General features: G+C 66.3%; 18 protein-coding genes and 1 pseudogene. 10 read left to right on the top strand and 9 right to left on the bottom strand.

Annotated elements, in window-relative coordinates; translation table 11 throughout:
• Positions 1 to 8 precede the first annotated feature (8 nt).
• Positions 9 to 1,607, top strand: a complete 1,599-nt coding sequence (locus QY325_02950; protein ID WKZ66889.1) for a hypothetical protein — start codon at positions 9 to 11, stop codon at positions 1,605 to 1,607.
• On the opposite strand, the gene QY325_02945 is transcribed toward QY325_02950, so the two are convergent.
• Positions 1,608 to 2,879 carry a SpoIIE family protein phosphatase gene (locus QY325_02945; GenBank protein ID WKZ66888.1) on the bottom strand — a complete coding sequence of 424 codons (1,272 nt, stop codon included), beginning with the start codon at positions 2,877 to 2,879 and terminating at the stop codon, positions 1,608 to 1,610. It lies immediately after the preceding gene.
• Positions 2,870 to 3,877, bottom strand: a complete 1,008-nt coding sequence (locus QY325_02940) for a peroxiredoxin family protein (protein ID WKZ66887.1) — start codon at positions 3,875 to 3,877, stop codon at positions 2,870 to 2,872. The genes QY325_02945 and QY325_02940 overlap by 10 nt, the downstream gene beginning before the upstream one ends.
• 207 nt (positions 3,878 to 4,084) lie before the next feature.
• On the opposite strand from QY325_02940, the gene QY325_02935 reads away from it, so the two are divergent.
• From QY325_02935 to QY325_02915, 5 genes are all read left to right on the top strand, one after another.
• Positions 4,085 to 4,999 (top strand): extracellular solute-binding protein, encoded by a 915-nt coding sequence (locus tag QY325_02935; protein ID WKZ66886.1) that lies wholly within the window; start codon positions 4,085 to 4,087, stop codon positions 4,997 to 4,999.
• A 5-nt stretch (positions 5,000 to 5,004) separates the two neighbouring features.
• Positions 5,005 to 6,447, top strand: a complete 1,443-nt coding sequence (locus QY325_02930; protein WKZ66885.1) for a hypothetical protein — start codon at positions 5,005 to 5,007, stop codon at positions 6,445 to 6,447.
• A gap of 167 nt (positions 6,448 to 6,614) precedes the next feature.
• On the top strand, positions 6,615 to 7,238 hold the full coding sequence (locus tag QY325_02925) for an ABC transporter ATP-binding protein (protein ID WKZ66884.1): 624 nt from the start codon (positions 6,615 to 6,617) through the stop codon (positions 7,236 to 7,238).
• Positions 7,235 to 7,561, top strand: coding sequence for a hypothetical protein (locus QY325_02920; protein ID WKZ66883.1), 327 nt, complete (start codon positions 7,235 to 7,237; stop codon positions 7,559 to 7,561). Before QY325_02925 ends, QY325_02920 begins: the two co-directional genes overlap by 4 nt.
• On the top strand, positions 7,558 to 8,514 hold the full coding sequence (locus tag QY325_02915) for a hypothetical protein (GenBank protein WKZ66882.1): 957 nt from the start codon (positions 7,558 to 7,560) through the stop codon (positions 8,512 to 8,514). The genes QY325_02920 and QY325_02915 overlap by 4 nt, the downstream gene beginning before the upstream one ends.
• On the opposite strand, the gene QY325_02910 is transcribed toward QY325_02915, so the two are convergent.
• The 5 genes and pseudogenes from QY325_02910 to QY325_02890 all read right to left on the bottom strand — a co-directional run bounded on the left by QY325_02910 (position 8,511) and on the right by QY325_02890 (position 13,400).
• On the bottom strand, positions 8,511 to 10,163 hold the full coding sequence (locus QY325_02910) for an alkaline phosphatase family protein (protein ID WKZ66881.1): 1,653 nt from the start codon (positions 10,161 to 10,163) through the stop codon (positions 8,511 to 8,513). The two genes, QY325_02915 and QY325_02910, sit on opposite strands and share 4 nt — an antisense overlap.
• A 64-nt stretch (positions 10,164 to 10,227) precedes the next feature.
• The gene (locus QY325_02905; GenBank protein ID WKZ66880.1) at positions 10,228 to 10,596 is read right to left on the bottom strand and encodes a CrcB family protein; all 369 of its coding nucleotides are present in this window, start codon (positions 10,594 to 10,596) and stop codon (positions 10,228 to 10,230) included.
• A complete protein-coding gene (locus QY325_02900) occupies positions 10,593 to 11,180 on the bottom strand; it encodes a phosphatase PAP2 family protein (GenBank protein WKZ66879.1) in 588 nt (195 codons plus the stop codon). The genes QY325_02905 and QY325_02900 overlap by 4 nt, the downstream gene beginning before the upstream one ends.
• A complete protein-coding gene (gene obgE, locus QY325_02895) occupies positions 11,177 to 12,199 on the bottom strand; it encodes a GTPase ObgE (protein WKZ66878.1) in 1,023 nt (340 codons plus the stop codon). The genes QY325_02900 and obgE overlap by 4 nt, the downstream gene beginning before the upstream one ends.
• A 62-nt stretch (positions 12,200 to 12,261) precedes the next feature.
• Positions 12,262 to 13,400: pseudogene (locus QY325_02890) on the bottom strand (adenylate kinase).
• A gap of 109 nt (positions 13,401 to 13,509) precedes the next feature.
• On the opposite strand from QY325_02890, the gene QY325_02885 reads away from it, so the two are divergent.
• Genes QY325_02885 through QY325_02875 form a run of 3 tightly spaced genes read left to right on the top strand, consistent with a single transcriptional unit; the run spans position 13,510 to position 16,908 of the window.
• A complete protein-coding gene (locus QY325_02885) occupies positions 13,510 to 14,343 on the top strand; it encodes a hypothetical protein (protein ID WKZ66877.1) in 834 nt (277 codons plus the stop codon).
• Positions 14,340 to 16,514, top strand: a complete 2,175-nt coding sequence (locus QY325_02880) for a hypothetical protein (protein ID WKZ66876.1) — start codon at positions 14,340 to 14,342, stop codon at positions 16,512 to 16,514. The genes QY325_02885 and QY325_02880 overlap by 4 nt, the downstream gene beginning before the upstream one ends.
• Positions 16,515 to 16,518: 4 nt before the next feature.
• Complete coding sequence (locus QY325_02875) at positions 16,519 to 16,908, top strand: hypothetical protein (GenBank protein ID WKZ66875.1); 390 nt, start codon at positions 16,519 to 16,521, stop codon at positions 16,906 to 16,908.
• A 7-nt stretch (positions 16,909 to 16,915) separates the two neighbouring features.
• On the opposite strand, the gene QY325_02870 is transcribed toward QY325_02875, so the two are convergent.
• Together QY325_02870 and QY325_02865 are read right to left on the bottom strand one after the other, a co-directional pair.
• Complete coding sequence (locus QY325_02870; GenBank protein ID WKZ66874.1) at positions 16,916 to 18,295, bottom strand: hypothetical protein; 1,380 nt, start codon at positions 18,293 to 18,295, stop codon at positions 16,916 to 16,918.
• Positions 18,296 to 18,502: 207 nt separating this feature from the next.
• The gene (locus QY325_02865) at positions 18,503 to 18,715 is read right to left on the bottom strand and encodes a hypothetical protein (protein ID WKZ66873.1); all 213 of its coding nucleotides are present in this window, start codon (positions 18,713 to 18,715) and stop codon (positions 18,503 to 18,505) included.
• A gap of 76 nt (positions 18,716 to 18,791) precedes the next feature.
• Between QY325_02865 and QY325_02860 the strand changes: the two genes are divergently transcribed.
• The gene (locus QY325_02860) at positions 18,792 to 19,553 is read left to right on the top strand and encodes a hypothetical protein (GenBank protein ID WKZ66872.1); all 762 of its coding nucleotides are present in this window, start codon (positions 18,792 to 18,794) and stop codon (positions 19,551 to 19,553) included.
• Positions 19,554 to 19,583: the final 30 nt, after the last annotated feature.

The following is a 19,583-nucleotide window of genomic DNA, read 5'->3' as shown; positions in this document are numbered from 1 at the left end:
TCAAGGACATGCGCTCAGGCGGCAGGCTGGTGCTCTGGATCATCATCAGCCTGGCTGTCTTGCAGCGAATCTGGCTGCTTCACCGCTTCGCCTTCACCCACATCGGTATCGATGACGCGCTCATCCAGCAGGTGGCCAGGGACTACGGACAGGGCATCTTCAGGGAGCCCTACCTATACGGCCAGAACTACAATCCCATGCTCGAAGCGCTGCTGGCCGCGCCGTTCGTGCGCTTGGGAGCAGCGCCTTGGATCGCGCTGCCCATCGTCACCTCGCTGCTGACCCTGCTCCCGTTCTGGTCATGGGCGTGGTGGGCCCGGCGGCAGAACGCCGTGACAGCGGCGGTGATACTCGCAGCCATGCCCCTGCTGCTGCCGGTGCACTGGGGCCTCATTACCGCCATGCCGCGGGGCTGGGTGCACGGGCTGGCCCTGCTGGCCCTCATCCCGTGGATGCTCCACGCACGGAATGCATGGCTGCGGCACTTCCTCATCGGTTTCACGCTCATGCTGGCGCTCCTGTGCAACCCCAATGCGCTGCCCGTGGTGGCCGCCATCGCGCTTTGGCTGGTGCTGTCCAAGGCCCGTGATCTCTCGCTATGGGTGGCTGGCGCGTCGAGCCTGGCGATCGGCTATGCGACGCACCGGGCCGCGCAAGCATGGTACGCGGCCCGGCCCGGCACCGTGGTGCATCCGCTGCTGCCCAGCGACATGACCTTCTCCGTTGACCTGCTGCGCGAGGGCATCACCGGGATCAACGCGCATGTGATGCACATGCACCCATTCGATGGCCTGGGCTGGTTGGCCTTCGCCTTGCCAGCCGCTATTGGCGCGGCCCTGATCGTCAGAGGCGATCGGAAGCCCGGTGCGGCCGTACTCATGTCATTGATCGTCCTTCTTCTCGCCCTTGGCCTGCCCAAGGTGCACGAGGGCTGCGCCAGCGTGTTCTTCCCGCAGTCGCGGATGATGCTCGGCCTGCCCCTGATCCTGGCTGGGGCCGCTGCACTGCTGCTCCGCCGCATCAAGCCGCCGCGCTGGGCGATGATCGGCCTTCCCGGGCTGCTGCTCGCCGTCGGCACCGTGCGGCTCATCGGCTTGGAAGCGACCGTTCATCAGGAGCTGGAGCATCAGGGCTGCGCGTGGGTGCGCGAGGAACCGATCACTGAGGTGCGCGACCTCTGCGCGCGGGTGAAGCGCGCCGCTCAAACATCGGATGCGCGGCTCGTGGTGCCCATCCGTTGGCCGGGCATCCGTGACGATCATGCCTGGCACTTCGAGGCCCACCTGATCTGCTACGCCTGCGAGGCGCTCGACCCGGACTTCCCTCCGACCTATGGCGCGGGCTATGACCGCAGGAGCTGGAGGCGTGAGGCGCATGAATCCCAGGGCGCTGCCGGCGTGCTCTTCGTGGGAGGCCGGTGGGGCGCCTATCTCAACCCCATCGAGCCTGGCCTCACGCGGCAGTTCTTCGGGGACGAGCGCCTGCTGCTCTACACCGTGCGCAAGGAGACCCTGATCGACACGTCGTTGCTGAAGCGGCGGCTGGACCGGTTGGCGCTATCGGAGTTCATCCTCGAATCGGGCGCGGATGACGACCTGGGGCGCTGATCAGGCCTGGATTCCGATCAGCAGCACATCATCCACCTGCTCCTCTTCGCCCTTCCAGATGCGGAAGCGGTCGCTGAGGGCCTGATGCTGCTCCTCCATGGACAGGCTCGCCGTATCCAGGAGCCATTGCCTGAATCCCGCGCCGCGCAGCTTCTTCCCGGCGGCACCGCCGAACTGATCGGTGATGCCATCGGAGAACAGGTAGATGCGATCCCCGGGCAGCAAGGCCACCTCCTGCTGCGTGAAGGGCGCTACCTCCCCCTCATGGATGCCGATCGGCATGCGGTCGCCCTTCAGCTCGGTGATGGCACCGTCACGCAGCAGGTACAGGGGATGATAGGCGCCGGCGAAGCGCAGGGTGGCATGGCCGGCATCCAGCGCCGCCACGCTCACGTTCATGCCATCGCGATGGCTGGCCCCTTCATTGCGGTTGAGCACCTGCATGAATCCTTCGCGAAGGGCATCGAGGATGGCCGCGGGCTCCACCGTGCGGCGGTCGCGCACAATCTCCTGGAACAGGGCTGCGCCGATTAGGCTGAGCAGGGCCCCGGGCACACCATGGCCCGTGCAATCCGCAGCGGCCACCACCTTGCGCCCATCAACCTCGGCGAACCAGAAAAGGTCGCCGCTCACCAGGTCGCGTGGCCGGAAGAGGATGAAGCTCTCGGGGCAAAGGGCCTGAAGCCCGTCCGCCTCGGGCAGCACCGCCCGCTGGATGCGGCGGGCATAGCGGATGCTCGCGAGCAGTTCCTCGTTCTGGCGGGTCACCATGGCCTGCTGCTCCGCCACACGGGCCTCCAAGGCCCGCCGCCCACGGATGTCGCGTGCGAAGAGGATGATGGCCGGTTTGCCATTGTGGGAGGTGACCCGCGTGCTGCATTCCACGTGGATGCGTTCGCCATCAGCCGCCACCAAGGGGATGTCCGCATACACCGACCCCTTGTTCTCCCATGCCTCTGCGATGCGCTCCGCGCTGCGGCGGATGAGTTCCTGCGGGTGCAGGTCGAAGATGGTGAGGCGGGTGAGGCGCTCCACGGGGTGGCCGAGCAGCTGGGCCGCCCGGGCGTTGGCCTGATGGATGCGCCCATTCACGAAGTCGATCACGAACAGCGCATCGTTGCTGCCCTCCAGCACCTGCAGGTAGCTCTCACGGTCACGCTCCGCGCCCTCGTGCCGCTCGCGCAGCCGGTTGTAGGCGTGCGCCAAGGCCACCGCCGCGCCCAGCATGGCCATGGGCAGGGCCCCAAGCGCCAATCCCACGCTCAGGTCCATGCAGGGCTGGTGCTCGGGGTAAGCTGCTCGAGCACTCCGAAGATGAGCTCCGGGTCGAGGAATTCCCCCACCCGATCGGGGCGCGATACATAGCGCACGATGCCTTCTCGATCGATCAGGAATGAAGCCGGGAGGGGAATGCCTTCCGCGTAGTCCACCCCCAGTTCAATGACCGGGTTGCTGTACACCACACCGTACCTCGCGCTCACAGCCTGTTCGTCGTCGCTGAGCATGCGGTAGCTGACGCCGATGCGCTGCACCATGTCACGGTTCACCTCCAGGTCATCGGGGCCCACAGCCACCACGTGCACGCCCTTATCCAGGAACCGCTGCCGGCTGCGCTCGTAGGTCCGCAGCATCATGTGGCAACCCGGGCACCAGTCGCCGCGCACGAAGATGAGCAGCACCGGGTGCCGGCCCCGGAAGTCCGATAGGCGGACGGTTTCGCCGGTTTGGTCGGGCAATTCGAAGTCGATGGCGGGCATGCCGGGCTGGACGCGGTACCCGAAGCGCGTCCGCTGGCGCATCCGGTGCGCGTCCTGCACATAGCTCACCGTGAGGCCCAAGGCGAAGCCGATGGGCAGGATGGGGGCCAGCCAAAGGTCCCAGGCGAACGGCCGGTCTTGGAGAACGGCCAGCCAGAGCGCAAGCGCGGCCAAGGCCATTCCGGTATCAAGCCAGAGCAGATTGACATAGGTGAAGCGTTGCATGAAGGCCTGCCGGGCCACGGCAGCCATGGATGCCAGCAGCAGTGACATCGTCAGCAGCGGCCACTCGGAGTGCCGCAGGTCCAGGAGGATGCCGAGGGCCAGCGCCGTGGCCAGGATCATGGCGAATTGATGCTCGCTCGTGTACTTCTTGAACTCGAGCAGTACGAAGCCGTGCGCCAGCACCAACAGACCAGCCGCCGCAACCGGTTGACCCAGCCACGCCGGGATCGCAGCAAGGGGCAGCAGCAGGGCACCGAGCGCGGTGAAGGGGTGCAACCGATGGAGCATCGCGCGTTCTACGTCGCCGCAGGCTCATGGTTCCCGCCGCCACTGCCGAAAACCGCCACCCGGGCAATCACATGCCGGCATGCAGCCGGTACCATCGCCGCACGATTCGATGCGCATGCGCAAATCCCTTGGCCTGTTCCCCGTGCATCACTCGCCTGCGGCTCCCTGGAACCGGCGCCGGAATCGCCGGGCGCGGCGCCACGCCGGGTGAATGGCTATACCCATCGGCACTACGACACCGACAAGACGCTCTTCAGCCGCTTCACGGAGACTGCGGGCATCACTGTGAACGTAATCCAGGCCGGTGACGATGAGCTGCTGGCCCGGCTCGAACAGGAGGGGCCTAAGAGCCCCTGCGATGTCTTCATCACCGCCTATGCCGGTCGCTTGGGCGTAGCCAAGCAGCGCGGTCTGCTGCAAGCCGCGCAAAGCGCCATCCTAAACGCCAACATCCCCGCTCCTCTGCGCGATCCCGATGGCCATTGGCACGGTCTCACGATGCGCGCGCGGATGGTGGCCTACGACAGGAAGAAGGTCAGGCCCGGAGCCATCATCACCTGGGCCGATCTAGCCAAGCCCGAGTGGAAGGGGGAAATCCTGGTGCGCACGTCGGAGAACGTCTACAACCAGAGCCTGCTGGCCGCCAAGGCGTGGGCCGATGGCATCGTGGCCAACATGGCGCGTGCGCCCAAGGGCAATGACACCGACAAGCTGCTGGCGCTGGGCGAAGGCCTAGGCACCGTGGCCATCGTGAACAGCTATTACGTGGGCAAGCTCATGGCAAGCGGTGAGCCGGAGAAACAGAAGGCGAAGGCCGCCATCGCCGTGGCCTTCCCGACCATCGGCACGCACGGCACGCATGTGAACGTTAGCGGAGCAGGAGTGGCCAGGCATGCCCCGCACAAACCGGAGGCCTTGGCACTGCTGGAGTACCTCAGCGGTGATGAGGCCCAGCATCTCTTCGCCGAGGGCAACAAGGAATACCCGGTGAAGCCCGGCGTGCGGCTCGCTCCCGAACTGGAGGCCTTCGGCTCCTTCACCCCGGATTCGCTGAATCCGGAGGCTTTGGCGCGCCTGAATCCCGACGCGATCAAGGTCTTCGACGCTGCGGGCTGGAGGTAATCCTGGTGAAGGACCGCCGCGGTGCCCATCATAACAGTGCACTGGTCAGCGCCATCACCGGGGTGGCGCTTGTTCTGGCGCTTCCCATCGGGGTAATGGTCACCTCACCGCCGCACACCGACGCGCCGGAGTGGCAGCATGCCGCCACGGTGCTGTTGCCGCAGCATGCCAAGGGCACCCTGCTGCTGCTGGCAGGCACCTTGATTCCCGCCCTGCTGCTTGCCGTGCCGTCTGCATGGCTGGTAGCGTGCACGACTCCCCCGGCCAACGCCTCTTCCATTGGGTGCTTCTCCTCCCGCTGGCGCTGCCCACCTGCATCAGCGCATTCACCTATGCTGCTCGGCCCGACGAACAGCCTTTCCGCTTGGCTGGACGCGAGCCTGGGGATGAATCCCGATCTCCTCCACCTGCCGGGCCTCTGCCTGGTGCTGGCCGCTGTCCTCTCCCAATACATCTACCTGCCTGCGCGCGCCGCATTCACCTTGGGCATGACCGCCCAGCTCGATGCAGCGCGGAGCCTCGGTGCCGGACCGCTGCGCCGATTCACCCGGGTAGCCCTGCTGCTGGCCTGGCCCGCCATCGCTGCCGGAGCGCTGCTCGTGGCCATCGAGACCCTCAATGACTATGGTGCGGTCCGGTATTTCGGCGAGCGCACGCTTACCACGGCGGTCTTCCGGAGCTGGGGCGGGCTCTACGACCTCGACAGCGCCCTCCGGCTCGGCTCGGTGCTCATACTTCTAGTGGACGCGCTGCTGTGGGTCGATCGGCGGTCGCGTCGCTGGGCGGGGCGGAGCACGGATCAGGTGCCAACAACGCCCATCCTGCCAACGGGGCACAGGGCCGCAATCGCCGTCGGTTGGTGCGCGATGGTCCTGGCGTTGGGCGCAGGCCTCCCGCTAGCCAAGATCCTCGTGGATGTGGCGCAGGCCAGTTCGCTCACTGACTGGCAGGAGATGGGGCCCGCCTTCAGCAATACATTGCTCGTGGCTGCTTTGGCCGCCGCCGTCACCTTGGCCGCCGCTGTGGCCTTCACGTTCAGGGAACGCCACGGGCAGAGCGGCCTTTGGGCCATCCGGCTTGCCAACCTGGGCTACGCCATACCGGGTGCCGTCATCGCCGTGGGCGCCATGGCCGCGGTCGGGGCGATCGATCGGAGCGACTGCCTGCCCTTCCCGCTCATCGGCAGCCTGGGGCTGCTCATCCATGCGCTGGCTGCGCGATTCCTGGCCGTGGGCAACCAGCCCTTGCGGGCGGGTCTGGAGCACCAGCCCAAGGCCCTTGACGAATCCGCCCAGCTGCTGGGCGCCTCTCCCCTGCGCATCTTCCGCCGCATCAACCTTCCGCTCTTCCGCCCGGCGCTGATCGCGGCCACCATGCTGGTGGCCATCGATTTCATTCAGGAGCTCTTGCTCACGCTGATCCTGCGGCCCTTCGCTTCCATACGTTGAGCACGCGCGCCTACAAGTTGGCCCGCATCGAGCAGCTGCGCGAAGCCTCCCTCCCGGCGCTCCTCATCGTGCTGTGCGGATTGCTGCTAGGGCTTGCATTGGATCGCTTGACCGGCCGGAGGCCATAGGCACGGCTGCCGCCCATCCTAGCTTCGCGACCGGACCACATGGCTAATCCGCTGCTCCAGCTCCGCAACCTCCCATTCGCGCACGGTGGTCGCGCCGTGCTGAGCGGGGTCACGATGGATCTGGCCGTGAACGAAGTGCTCGTGGTGATAGGCCCCAGCGGTTGCGGCAAGACGACCCTGCTCCGGCAGGTGGCCGGCCTGGGGCGGCCCAGCGGTGGGAGCATCGTCCTTTTCGGGACCGTGCTGAACGATGATCGGCGCCATGTGGTGCCTGAGTGCAGGCCGGTGGGCATGGTATTCCAAGGTCTGGAAGAGCTGCGCAACGTGGGGCTCGACGGCCTGGAGGACCGCTATCCGCACCAGCTCAGTGGCGGACAGCAACAGCGCGTGGCCATCGCCCGCTCGCAGGCGGTACGCCCCCAGGTCCTCCTGATGGACGAGCCCATCAGCGACCTCGATGCGCACACCCGGCAGCAGGTGCGCGATGAGGTGCTCCGCATCCTGCGCGCACACAGCACCGCAGCCAACATCGTCACCCACGACCGCGGGGACGCCCACCACATGGCGGACCGCATCGCCGAAATGGACCAAGGGCCGATCGTCCGCAATGGATCCGCCGCCGATTTCAAGGATAACCGGGCCGTGCAGCCCTTCGAGCCATGAGCGCCGAGCGGCTTCAGCAATTGCGCGCCCTGCTGGCCGAGGAGCCCGGCGACCCCTTCCTGCGGTACGCCATCGCGCTCGAGCTGAAGCGCAACGGGGATATCCTGCAGGCCACCAGTGACCTAGAGGCGCTGCTCCTGGAACGCCCGGACCATGTCCCGAGCTATTACCAACTGGCTGTGCTGCTGGCCGAACAGGACCGTCGGAACGAGGCCATCGCTGCCTGTGATGCCGGTGCGCTGCAGTGCATCGTGGCCGGCGATCGCAAGGCGCGCTCAGAATTGCTTGCGCTGAAGGAGGCGCTGGAGGACGGCGACGCATGAGTGCCGGACGTTCCAAGCGCCGCTTCCTCCGGCTGCTCATCGCCGCGTTGCTGGCCTGGTGGGCCGTGCTGCTCTTCGCGCACCCGTGGTTCGCCATTACACGGCCGAGCGGCGGCAATGTGCTGGTGGTGGAAGGCTGGATGCACCACCAGGGCATCGAGGAGGCCGCCCTCACCTTCCAGCGCGGCGGCTACGACCGCATCCTCACCACGGGCACGGCACGCCCCTTCGCGTACTACCTGCGTCAGGGAGACACCGCAGCCGTTCGCTTCGCTGCACCGGTTAGCGGCACCGTGGAGATGAGCCTGGCGGGCCTACCGCGCGCATGGGTACGGATGCACACGGACCGGCAGCAGACCGCGGCGGCCATCGGCGTCGGCAGCAGCCGCCACCGGATCGAGCTCAGGAACGACACGCTGCTGCTGCTCATCGCGGGCATGGACACCTCGGAGCCGCAGGAGGCGCCCGTGGCCTTCATCTCCGGGCTCCGCTTGAATGGCGTGAACGTGCATATGCTGCGGCATGAGACGCGCATCCGACATGCCGACGGCACTGAATCACCGGGCACGCCGAGCTTCGCCCATCAAGGCCGGGAGCGCCTGGTGGAATCCGGCATCCCCGGCGCGCGCATCACGGCCGTGCCCACCTGGCACGTCGAGCGCAGCCGCACCTACAGCTGCGCACGCGACCTCACCGCATTCGCCGACTCGGCCGGCATCGGCGCCTACGATGTGGCCACGCTGGCCGTGCATGCCCGTCGAACCTGGAGGATGCACCGCATCGCCAGGGGGCATCGGCCCGGCGCGGGTGTGATCGCACTGGATGACCGGTGGTGCCGTCGCTGGAGCTGGTGGGCCAACTACTACGGCTGGTTCCAGATGCTAAAGGAGCTAGCCGCCCTGCCGGCGCCATGGCTGGTGGACCAAGCTGCCTCGAACGGCTCCCTGGACTAGCGGATCAGCGCCTCGGGTATGACGGTTCCGCTGCATGCATCGGGCAGGGTCATCCCGACGATCATGCTGATGGTGGGCACGATGTCCGTGATGGAGGTGCGCCGCAGCACGTTGCCCGGCCGGATGCCCTGTCCATAAAGGATGATGGGCGCATGCGTATCGTAATTCCAGCCGCTGCCATGGGTGGTGCCCTTCGATGGCGCGGACCCATAGGGCTCGAAGAAGCCTGGCCGATAGGCATAGAGCACATCGCCGCTTCGCTGCGGCATGAAGCCCCGCTGAAGGAGGCGCCGGATGCCGTCGGGGTAGCTGAAGCGCGCCAGATCGGCGGCCGTGAGGGCCTCGGCGATCAGCGGATCGCGGAGCAGGTGATCGGCCGCTGCACGCTGCACGCGCTCGGCATCGAGCTTCCGTGCGCTGATGAGCGAATCATTCAGGAACACCTGCTCATTGATCATGCGGCGCACCCATTTCCCGGGGCCGAAGCGCCGCACGAGTTCCGCATTGAGGTCGCGCTCCAAGGCCGCCACATCGGGGTAACCCGCACTGCCCTTGAGTGACTGGAGGTAGGCCGGCACGTCCACGCCGGCATGGTCGGCCGTGAGGAACACGGTGTATGCGCCCTTGCCGACGCGGCGGTCGAGCTCGTCAAGAAGACGGGCGATATCCTGGTCGAGGCGCAGGTACATGTCCTCCACCTCAAGGGCGCGCGGCCCCATCCGGTGGCCAAGGATGTCGGGGCTGCTGTAGCTCAAGGCCAGCAGGTCGGTCACCGCATCGGCACCGAGCTGCTCGCCTTCGATGGCGGCCAGGGCGAAGTCGGTGGTAAGGGTGTTGCCCCACGGCGTGTAGGCCAGGATGCCGGTGGAGCCGCTGGCCTTGTGGAGCGCCTGCAGATCGAGCGGCAGCGTGGGCGAAGCTGCGCCGCTGAGCGGTATCTCGTAGGGGTTGTCGTCGGGCAGCGGCGCATGGTAGCGATCGCGCGGCAGCAGCAGGTCCCACGTGCGCCCCAGGTAGGCGCTCGCCAACCGCTCCCCATTGAAGCGCTGTACCCAATCAGGCAGCTCGCGCATGTACCACGTGCTCGTTCCGAAGGCGCCGTCAGTGCCTCCAGCGAACCAGTAGGCTGCATCGCCGGTGCGGCCGATGGGCAGGATGGCGCCCCGGTCCTTGAAGGCGATGCCGATGGTACGGCTCCTGCCATCGAAGCGGCGCTCGATCTCATCCGCAATGGTGGTGGCGAAGAGATTGCGCGGTGAACGACGGCCAATGGCGTCATCCATCCCAACGCCGCGGACGGTATCGGCGGCGGATGCGCAATAGTCCGTGGTGCCTGTGCTGCGTACGAAGCGGTCATTGGCCACGATGCCATGGCGCCCCGGAACGGTGCCGGTGTACACGCTGGCATGCCCGGGCCCCGTCTCCGTGGGGATGTAGTCGAAGTGGGCATCGCGCAGGAAGGCACCGCCCGTCGCCAAGCGCCTGAACCCTCCTTCCCCGAAGTTGTCCCAGTAGCGGTAGATATAGTCGGTGCGCATCTGGTCCACCACGATGCCCACCACCAGCTTGGGCGGCTGCTGGTAGGCGGGAGCCTGGGCGTGCAGCCCATCCTGCGCCAGGCACGTAGCGATCGCGATGATCGCCGCCATGGGCAGCCTTCGTGCCGACCCTCCGGGGCGGCCCGACAATGACCTGTGCATGGGATGCGGTGAATTAGGCATTGCGAGCGACGAAATGGAACACGGCCAGGCATGCCGCCACGCTGACGATGATGTTGACCGCCGCCATCGCCGTCTGCCCTTCGCGCAGCAGCAGGAAGTTCTCATAGCTGAATGTGCTGAAGGTGCTGAAGCCGCCGCAGAAGCCCACGGCGAGGAAGGCCTTGAGGGCATCGCGGCCATCGAACTGATGGGGCATGCGCAGCACCAGCCAGGCCAGGAGGCCTGTAGCCAGCACGTTGGCGAGGAGCGTGGCCCAAGGGAACGCGCCCTTGATGCCGACCGCCAGCACGGCGCGCGTGATGCCGAAGCGCGCCACGCTGCCGATGCCGCCGCCGAGGAAGATCGCGATCCAGGTGTTCATGCTACCGAAGGTCGTGGCTTCGCGATGAAGCGCCGAAAGATGAGCGCCGCGAATGAACCGATCATCGCCCCGTAGAGACCGCCCACCAGCACATCGCCGGGATAATGCACGCCCAGGTAGACCCGGCTGTACGCGATGAGCATGGCCCAGCCGAGCAGGGCGCCGAGGACCCAGCGCGGCTTGGCGCCCAGCACGCCGATCATGAACAGCGCGATGGCGAAGTGGTTGCTGGCGTGCGAGGACACGAAGCCGAATCGGCCGCCGCAGTCCTTGTACACCAGATGCACCAGGCCGGAGAGCGATGGCTCATGGCAGGGCCGCAGCCGCTGCACGGTCTCCTTGAAGAGCATCACCGAGCCTTTGTCGCTGCACAGGATCATGAGGGCGATGAGCGGCAGCGACCAGAGCAGCGCCTTATCGCCGTGGCGCTTGATGATGAGCCAGAGGAAGAAGCCATAGAGCGGGAACCAGAGCACCATCTCGCTGGCGGCCTCCATGACCACGTCAAGCGCATGCGCATGCGGGCCGTTGATCGCCAGGAAGGCCTCGCGGTCGATCGCATCGAGGCGCTCCCAGAGGCTCATGCCCTCCACTCGGGGAATTGCGGGCGCTGCTCCACGGGCCTGTGCAGGAGCTTCCACAGCTTGTCCTTCAGTTCATCCAGGCCGATGCGCGCCACGCTGCTGATGAGCACGGCATCAACGCCCTTGGGCAGTTCCTTGCGCAGCTGGGCCATCATCACCTCGTCGAGCATATCGCACTTGGTGATGGCGAGCAAACGGTCCTTGTCGAGCAGCTCGGGCGAGTATTCCTTCAGCTCGTTGACCAGCACCTGGTAGTCGTGCCGTATATCGGCGCTGTCGGCGGGGATCATGAAGAGCAGCACGCTGTTGCGCTCGATGTGCCGCAGGAAGCGCAGGCCTAGGCCCTTGCCCTCGTGCGCCCCCTCGATGATGCCCGGGATGTCGGCCATCACGAAGCTCCGGTGGTCGCGGTAGGGCACGATGCCCAGGTTGGGCGTGAGCGTCGTGAAGGCATAGTCGGCGATCTTGGGCTTGGCGGCGGTGACCACGCTGAGCAGGGTGCTCTTGCCCGCGTTGGGGAAGCCCACGAGGCCTACATCGGCCAGCACCTTCAGCTCCAGCTTGAACCACCGCTGCTGGCCAGGCTCACCGGGCTGCGCGAAGCGCGGCGTCTGGAAGGTGCTGCTGTGGAAGTGCTGGTTGCCCAGTCCGCCGCGGCCGCCTTTCAGCAGCACCACCTCCTGGCCGTGCTCGGTGATGTCGAACAGGACCTCATCCGTTCCATCGTCCTTGGCCACGGTGCCCAGCGGCACCTCCACGACCACATCCTTTCCGCTCTTCCCGCTGCATTGGTTGCTGCTGCCCACCTCGCCATCGCCGGCGATCACGTGCTTGGTGTAGCGCAGGTGCAGCAGCGTCCAGAGCTGCTTGTTCCCACGCAGGATCACATCGCCCCCCCTGCCGCCATCACCGCCATCGGGGCCGCCCTTGGGCATGTACTTCTCGCGCCGGAGGTGCGCGCTGCCAGCGCCGCCCTTCCCTGAGCGGCATTCGATGCGGATGTGGTCGATGAAGTTCATGGTCGTGTGCGCAGGCGGGGCGAGGCCGGGTGCAGGATGCGCCCGGCCTCGCGTTCATAGGTTCATCCCACTGCGGCGATCAGCCGATCCGTGATCTCCGCAATGGTACCGACGCCCTCGATGGCCTTGAACTTGCCCTGCGCGGTGTAGTAGTCCTTCAGCGGCGCTGTCTTGCTTTCGTACTCGCGGATGCGGTTGCGGATCACCGCTTCATCCTTGTCATCGGCGCGGCCGCTGGTGGCGCCGCGCCCGAGCAGGCGTTTCACCAGCTCCTCCTCCGGTACGTGCAGCGCCAGCATGGCGGTGATGGGCTCGTTCTTGGCCGAGAGCATCGCATCGAGGGCCTCCGCCTGGGCTTTGGTCCGCGGGAACCCGTCGAAGATGAAGCCCTTGGCCCCGAGGTTGGCCTCCATCTTGTTCCGGATCATGCCGATGACGATGGCATCGGCTACGAGCTCGCCCCGGTCCATCAGCTCCTTGGCCTGGAGGCCGAGCTCGCTCTCCGCCTTGATCTCGGCCCGCAGCAGGTCACCGGTGCTCAGGTGGACAAGGCCGTAACGCTGGATGAGGAATTCGCTCTGCGTGCCCTTTCCCGCCCCCGGAGGGCCGAAAAGGACGATGTTCAGCTTGCTCATGATGATGGATTGGGAGCCCGCATGGCTCAGGATTGCACGATCTTGTAGATACCGGGCAGGTTGCGGCCCAGCCCATCGTGGTCGAGGCCGCTGCCCACCACGAAATCGTTCGGGATGCGGAGCGCAACGTGCTCGATGGGTATGTCCTTGGTGTACGCGTCCGGCTTCAGGAGCAGTGTGGCCACGCTGACGCTGGCGGGGTGCCGCTCGCGCAGCTTCTGCATGATATGCACGATGGTGTTCCCGGTGTCCACGATGTCCTCCAGCACCACCACATGGCGGCCCTCCACATGCTCATTGAATCCGATGAGGTCCGTGACGCGGCCGCTGCTGCTGGTGCCGTGGTAGCTCGCCACCTTCACGAAGGTGATCTCGCACTCGATGGGCAGGCGCTTGAGCAACTCAGCGGCGAAGAAGAACGAGCCGTTGAGGATGCCCACGAACAGCGGGCGCTTGCCGTCGTACTTGCCCTGCAGCTCGCCGGCGAGCCGGCCGATGGCGGCGCCAAGCTCCGCCTCGCTGATGAACGGCTCGAATTCCTTGTCGTGGAGCTTCACGCGTGCCATGGATCCGCTTCCGGCGCTGGATGAGCCGCGCAGCGGGCGCGGCGAAGGTAGGCAACGCGGCGAGGGCGGCCCGGCAGGAGCTTGCCCGCCGCACCCTACATTCGGCGCGATGCGCCGTTCGATCACCGCCTTTCTCCTCGTACACGCCGGGCTCGCTGCCTTTGCGGGCGGCGACCCCCTTCCCGTCGGCGCGCGCTTCGCCGGCATGGGCGGCAGCGGCCTCACGCTCGCCGACCTCTGGAGCGTGCGCCTCAATCCATCCGGGTTGGCCGGCATGGAGGCCGCCACGGCGGGCATCTTCTACCAGCCCCACTTCCTGAGCGAGGAACTGAGCAATCAGGGCATCGCAGCTGCGCTGCCCGTGGGCCGGGGCGCATTCGGCATCGCCGCCGACCGCTTCGGGTACGACCTCTACACCGAGAACCGCGCGAGCCTCGCCTATGCGATGCGCTTCGGCGACGGGTTCCGCGCCGCGGTCCAGCTCAACTACCTGGATGTACGGCTGGGCGGCAACTACGGCAGCACAGGCGCCTTCACCGCCGAACTGGGCATGCAGGCCAGGCTGACGGAGGAGCTGTGGATCGGGGCGCACCTGTACAATCCCACGCGCACCGGGCTCGGAGCGCGCACCGAGAGCATGGTCCCGCTCGATGAGCGGGTGCCCACCATCCTGCGCGCCGGCTTCGGCTGGATGCCCAACAAGCGCCTCACCCTCACCGCTGAGGCGGAGAAGGACATCGACCGGCCCGAGCGCTTCCGCTTCGGCTTGGAATACGCTCCAACCAAGGCGTTCTTCCTGCGCACGGGCGTCAGCACGGGGCCGGTGAACGGCCACTTCGGCTTCGGCCTCCGGCTCAAGCAGCTGGAGATCGACATGTCCTTCGTGGCGCGGGCACAGCTCGGGCCCACCCCGATGGTGAACCTGAACTACCGGTTCAAGTGAGGCGCCTGGCCCATACGGCGTTCGCCATGGCGCTGGCGCAGCTCGCCGCCGGCCAGGTGGACGGTGTTCCGCGCGATGTGATCGAGCAGCGCATCGAAGCGGCCGTGGAGCAGCTCGGCGGGGACAACGACGTGGACCTCACCAACCTGTTCCAGGTGCTGCTCGACCGGTACAACGACCCGATCAACCTCAACCGCACCGATGCCGAGGAGCTCACCTCGCTCATGCTCCTGAACGATGTGCAGGTGAGCGCCCTGTTCCAGCACATCCGGCGCAACGGGCCGCTGCTTAGCCTATACGAGCTGCAGGCCATCGATGGCTGGGACGTGAACACCATCAGCCTCGTGCGGCCCTTCATCACCGTGCGCGAGCGGCAGGCCGGCGCCCGCGCCTCGCTGAAGGAGATCCTGAAGCAGGGCGGGCACGAGGTCACCCTCCGCAGCACGATGAACCTGGAGTCGCGCCGCGGCTTCATGGACCGCGCCAACCCCTTCGGCCTCGGCTACACCGACCCCGACGGCGGCGCCTTGCCGGACTTCGAGGCCCCCGGCGTGCGCGACTCGCTCCGCGCCAACAGCAGGGTCTACCTCGGCAGCCCCTACCGCGTCTATGGGCGCTACCGCTTCCGCTACCGGCAGAACATCAGCCTCGGCTTCACCGTGGAGAAGGATGAGGGCGAAGAGCTCTTCCGGGGATCGCAGGCCAACGGGTTCGACTTCCAGAGCGCGCACCTCTTCGTGCGCGACCTGGGCCGGGTGAAGGCCGTGGCCATCGGCGACTACAGCGCGCAGTTCGGGCAGGGGCTCACCTTCTGGAACGGCCTGGCCTTCGCCGCCAAGAGCAGCTTCTCGCTCAACGTGAAGCGCAATGCCGTAGGCCTGGCGCCATATCCCAGCGTGAACGAGAACCTCTTCATGCGCGGCGGGGCGGCCACCGTGGAGGTGCTGAAGGGGCTCGAGCTCACCGGTTTCTTCTCCTCGAAGCGCATCGACGGCAATGTCACCTCCCTGCCGTCAGGCCAGGATACGCTGGACACCCGCATCGACGAGGTGGTGTTCAGCAGTTTCCAGGAGGATGGCTTCCATCGCACGCAGAACGAGATCGCCAAGAAGGACGCGATCGGGGAGCGCATCATCGGCGGCCACCTGCGGCTGAAGCGCCCCGGATGGAGCATCGGCGCCACCGCGGCCCGCGTCGACTTCGATGCCACGCTGACGCGCAACACCCGCCCCTACAATCAATTCGAGTTCCAGGGCAGGAGCAACACCACCATGGGGCTCGATTGGAACGTGCTGTGGCGCAACCTCACCTGGTTCGGCGAGGCCGCGCGAAGCGCCAACGGCGGAACCGCGATGAACACCGGCCTGCTGATGGCCGTGGACCGCCGGGTGAGCCTGAGCCTGCTGCTCCGCGACTACGGGCGCGACTATCATGGACTCTACAGCGTGGCCTTCGCCGAAGGCACCAACCCTTGGAATGAGCGCGGGCTCTATGCCGGCATCGAGGTGCGCCCCAACCGGCAATGGCAGATGAACGCCTATTTCGACCAGTTCCGCTTCCCTTGGCTCCGCTTCCTCACCGACGCGCCGAGCAGCGGGTACGATTGGATGACGCAGGTGAACTGGCGGCCGAGCAAGAAGGTGGAGGTGTACGCGCGCGTGCGGCGCCAGGACCGCGCCCGCAACACGGGCGAGGACGTCGGCGGCATCGACCCCCTGGTGCGCATGGAGCAGACGAACTACCGGGTGAATGCCGCCTATAAGGTGAGCGACGCCGTGAGCCTCCGCACCCGCGTGGAGACCGTGGATTTCCAGCGCGGGAAGCTCCCCCTGCAGCATGGCTTCCTGCTCTATCAGGACATCGTTCATCGCCCCCTGAGGAGCCCCGTGGAGATGAGCGCCCGGTTCGCGCTGTTCGAGACGGAGAGCTATGACGCGCGCATCTACGCCTACGAGAACGAGCTCATCGGTGTCTTCAGCATACCGGCCTATTACGGCCGCGGCATCCGCTGGTACGCCATGGCCCGCCTGAATCCGCTTCGGGGCGTGGACCTCTGGGTGCGCTACGGCGCCTGGATCTACCAGGACCAACGCTCCGTGAGCAGCGGGCTTCAAGAGGTCAGCGGCAACGTGCGCAGCGATCTGAAGGTGCAGCTGCGCTGGCAGTTCTGAGGAGATGGCGCTTCAACACGTCCGCCTCACTGCCGCGCAGCCCGTGGCCCGATTCGCGGGCGCCAGCATGCCGCGCCTCGAATTCCGCCAGGCGCTCTTCCGTACCCCCGGCACCGACTGGCAGCAGCGCCTCTACCGCACCGCCTTGGTGGTCACCACCATCGCGAACGGGCCGGACGGCCGGAAGCTGGTGGTCGACCATCAAGCCCTTCGCTTCGCGCTGCTTTACAATGACAGCTGGCCCGAGCCGGTCTTCCTCAACATCACACGGTGGCCCTACAGGCCCGTGGAACTGAGGGAAGATGCCCCCGTCACCTCCTGGACCGTGGAATTGAGGTTGCGCGAGCTCCGTCTCTCTCCCGAGGAATGGGTGGAGGTGGCCTTTCTTGGCTGATGCGCCTTCACCGCCCTGTGGCGGCATGATAGGCGCCTTCCGGGATATTGAGACCATCCTTGAAGTAGACCACCGAGCCATGGCGGTCCGCGACACGGCGGTACTCACTGACGTGCCCGCTCGGCTCGACCAGCCGCACCACGGTGATCACGCGCAAGCGATCGATGTGGAGCTCTTCCCATCGACCCCGTCCTTCCGTCGACGGCATGGGGGACTCAACCCCGGTGATGCGGCCGCCTCTGACCAGGCGGCCGGTTGGCACGATGCCCCCCATCGCATCGGCGGCTCGTGAACCGGATCCTTCCTCGGTCTCCGCCGCACGGCGCACCGACGGCGCGGCACCGTTCGTGGGCTGAGACGCAATGCGGGGCATGGGAGCCGTCGGCATCTCAATGTTCGAAGGGGATGCCATCGCTGCATGCCCGGCGCTGCGCATCATGGAATCACCGTCATCGGAGGACTCCGCCGTTCCGGCTTGCGTTCCCGTGGTCCGGTCCCATGCACCGTGATCGTAGATCCGCTCCGCCAGCGGTTTCCCGCCCGCATCGAACCGCTCCCAGACACCCGTCTTGCGGCCGTGCTCGAACCGGCCTCTGCTCTCCACCCGGCCATTGGTGTAGTAGTGCACGAAATCGCCGTGCATCTCGGTGAGTCCCGGATCGATGAACTGCCCCTGGGCCAGGAGCCTGCCATCCTCATCAATGGCCTTCCCCACCCATAGGCCTCCACGCTTCCCGTGTCGCTCCCACTTCAGCTCGGCCGCTGCCATCGGCGTCAATGAGGTTGGGCGGGGCGCATCGCTGCCCTGCTTCGCGACGAGCTCGGCCCACGCACGCTCTTCCTTGGAACCCGGTACGGCCTTATAATCCGTGCGATGCACGAAATCCGCCTTGCCCTCATCGTAGTGGACATGCCCGACGGGACCCGCATATGCGGTGACGCCGTTCCAGCCCGAATGGAACAAGGTGACCTGGAAAGGGAATTCAAAGGCTCGATCAGCTTGGCCGGCGGGCACATGGGTGTCGAAGCAGACCAGCTTGGTCACCATATCCACCCGCTCGAAGCTGATGACGTATGTGCCCTCGAGCGCAAGCTCGAGTTCGAACCGCCCGGATATCCCTTCCATCACGATGCTCGTCGAGCTCATGCTCGTGATAACCACGCGTGCGGGTGCGTTGCGGTCGCCCCGCACGATGACCAAGCCGTCCAGATGCAAGTTGCCTGGAACAGATGCAACGGCCGCAGGGAAATGGAACGCCAACGCTGCGGCTATCGATAACAACTTCTGCGTTTTCATGGCCTCGATCGGTTTGGATCGGTGACCGGCTTCACTCCCGCGGGTCCTCCCCATTCCTCGGTAAGAAGGTGAAGCTGATGAACCGGACATCGATCAGGTGTCAATACTTCACGCACTGAAGGTACCCGACCGAACCGCCTTTGCGCGATGACTGGCATCAATCTGCCCATTACTGGGCAAGGCCATTCGGGGCCAAGCAAGCCGGGTTCCCGGAATCCGACCAAACCAGCCTGAGAAGCAGGCCTGCCAGCTGCCGCTCGACCGGTGCGGCCACACCACCCGTGGCCCAGGGCAGGGTCAAGGCTTGGCGTCGCCGGGTCCCTGCGAAGCGCGGCGCTGGGGCAGCACCATGCCCACGAGCAGGTAGCCCATGATGGCGCCGTAAGCCGAACTCGTCCACCACCGGCCGGTGATCGCGCAGCCATCGATGCAGCCGTACCAGTTCCAATACGCCCAACCGGCCCCTGCGCCCACGGTGAGGAACACCGCATACCACATCCATCGCTTCATGGCGCAAAGTTCGCGCATGCCAAGCCCCTTTCCAGTGACCTCCATCACAGCGGTGCCCCTACTTTTGGCCGAGCCCATGCGCGCCCTGCTCCTTCTCCTCCTCCTGCTGCCGGTGTCAGCGAACGCCCAACTCAACAATTGGGACCCGTCATGGTACGCCACCGATAGCGCCCTGGTGTTCCATGATGACCTCGACTACTACCTCAACGCATACACCAAGGCCGAGATCAAGGCCATGCGCAAGCAGGTGAGCATCTGGCGGATGAACTGGGACAAGGTGATGCGCCAGACCATCCGCGAGCTGCGGGCCTACAGCGAGGGACACGGAATGGATCCGCGCACGCACGACTTCACGCTGCCCGTGGCGCAGGAGGATGCGCGCTACCACCTGCGCGGCCGCGATGGCCGTATACGGGCCTTCATGTTCGGCAGCATCAGCAATCCGCCCGCGCGCATGCAGATCGAGCGCTGGAGCAAGCTCGCGAAGAAATATGCGAAGGAACCCGATGTGGACCTCTTCGTGATCTATGGCCCGGAGCTGCACCCGGCCGACCGCAAGCGCTTCCGCCTCTATCCGCAGCCCAAGAGCGAGACAGAGAAGGCGGCCTATGCCAAGGAGTTCGCGCAGCTGGGCACGATCCCCGTACTCATCGATGGGCTCGATGACGCCGTATTCAACGCCTATGGCCGGGCGCCCAACGGAGCCTACCTCATCGACAAGGACGGCCGCCTCGTGTTCCGGGCCACTTGGGCCGATGACCGCAAGATGGAGCACATGATCGACACGCTCCTGAAGTGGTACAAGGCCGGTCGGCCGAAGGGATTCGAGGCCCGGTGACCGCAGCAGGCCGTGCACCCGTGGCACCCG

This window comes from Flavobacteriales bacterium, from assembly GCA_030584065.1.
In the GTDB taxonomy this organism is placed as follows: domain Bacteria; phylum Bacteroidota; class Bacteroidia; order Flavobacteriales_F; family PHOS-HE28; genus PHOS-HE28.
This window is presented reverse-complemented; position numbering and strand designations above follow the sequence as displayed.

Bases quoted from the DNA above. Each gene is read 5' to 3' on its own strand.
- QY325_02920 (WKZ66883.1), top strand. From the start codon at position 7,235: ATGAGCGCCGAGCGGCTTCAGCAATTGCGCGCCCTGCTGGCCGAGGAG.
- QY325_02915 (WKZ66882.1), top strand. From the start codon at position 7,558: ATGAGTGCCGGACGTTCCAAGCGCCGCTTCCTCCGGCTGCTCATCGCC.
- QY325_02875 (WKZ66875.1), top strand. From the start codon at position 16,519: ATGGCGCTTCAACACGTCCGCCTCACTGCCGCGCAGCCCGTGGCCCGA.
- QY325_02925 (WKZ66884.1), top strand. From the start codon at position 6,615: ATGGCTAATCCGCTGCTCCAGCTCCGCAACCTCCCATTCGCGCACGGT.
- QY325_02885 (WKZ66877.1), top strand. From the start codon at position 13,510: ATGCGCCGTTCGATCACCGCCTTTCTCCTCGTACACGCCGGGCTCGCT.
- QY325_02905 (WKZ66880.1), bottom strand. From the start codon at position 10,596: ATGAACACCTGGATCGCGATCTTCCTCGGCGGCGGCATCGGCAGCGTG.
- obgE (WKZ66878.1), bottom strand. From the start codon at position 12,199: ATGAACTTCATCGACCACATCCGCATCGAATGCCGCTCAGGGAAGGGC.
- QY325_02950 (WKZ66889.1), top strand. From the start codon at position 9: ATGCGCTCAGGCGGCAGGCTGGTGCTCTGGATCATCATCAGCCTGGCT.
- QY325_02870 (WKZ66874.1), bottom strand. From the start codon at position 18,295: ATGTCCGGTTCATCAGCTTCACCTTCTTACCGAGGAATGGGGAGGACC.
- QY325_02945 (WKZ66888.1), bottom strand. From the start codon at position 2,879: ATGGACCTGAGCGTGGGATTGGCGCTTGGGGCCCTGCCCATGGCCATG.
- QY325_02860 (WKZ66872.1), top strand. From the start codon at position 18,792: ATGCGCGCCCTGCTCCTTCTCCTCCTCCTGCTGCCGGTGTCAGCGAAC.
- QY325_02940 (WKZ66887.1), bottom strand. From the start codon at position 3,877: ATGCTCCATCGGTTGCACCCCTTCACCGCGCTCGGTGCCCTGCTGCTG.
- QY325_02865 (WKZ66873.1), bottom strand. From the start codon at position 18,715: ATGAAGCGATGGATGTGGTATGCGGTGTTCCTCACCGTGGGCGCAGGG.
- QY325_02900 (WKZ66879.1), bottom strand. From the start codon at position 11,180: ATGAGCCTCTGGGAGCGCCTCGATGCGATCGACCGCGAGGCCTTCCTG.
- QY325_02910 (WKZ66881.1), bottom strand. From the start codon at position 10,163: ATGGCGGCGATCATCGCGATCGCTACGTGCCTGGCGCAGGATGGGCTG.